Here is a 465-nt window from a genome sequence, read left to right as displayed (position 1 = left end):
CGATAAAGCTGCTGCAATACTAGATCAGCTTTATCAGCAATATATGGCTAAAGTTAGGAGTAATGAGATGTTGAGTGATAATGAAACTATACATACTTATATTCGCCATGACGGCATCTTATTTGAACTTTGGGGTGCAAATAGAACTAAATATGATATAGCAGAATGTAACCTAAAAATGTTAATGACGCTGACAATCAGTTAACAATTGAACATGGTTAAACTTAACCCCTGCTGTCAAATCCATAGACATAGTCTTGGTGACAAGCCGGTCACCATCACTGGGCATACAGATAACGTCGGTAATTCTAGTGCTAATTTGGTCTTATCCAACGATCGTGCTGAAGCCGTCAAGCAGTATCTTATCGGTCGAAACATCGATGCTGCTCGCCTCAGTACGACAGGTAAAGGAGACGCAGATCCTGTCGCTAGCAATGACAATGAAGAAGGGCGTACTCGTAACCG

The 465-nt window shown here is 41.3% G+C and carries 2 protein-coding genes; both read left to right on the top strand.

Features of this window, described 5'->3' with window-relative positions; all coding sequences use genetic code 11:
• Window positions 1–205, top strand: a 205-nt coding sequence (locus tag ACT3RN_RS16130) for a hypothetical protein (RefSeq protein WP_444518871.1), incomplete at its 5' end; no start/stop codon positions are given.
• 9 nt (window positions 206–214) lie between these two features.
• A partial coding sequence (locus ACT3RN_RS16125; protein ID WP_444518870.1) for an OmpA family protein occupies window positions 215–465 on the top strand: 251 nt, incomplete at its 3' end.

The sequence above is a fragment of the Psychrobacter sp. AOP5-GZ1-6 genome, assembly GCF_052376345.1.
In the GTDB taxonomy this organism is placed as follows: domain Bacteria; phylum Pseudomonadota; class Gammaproteobacteria; order Pseudomonadales; family Moraxellaceae; genus Psychrobacter.
The sequence above is the reverse complement of the archived record's forward strand: the minus strand, read 5'-3'. Positions and strand labels throughout refer to the sequence as shown.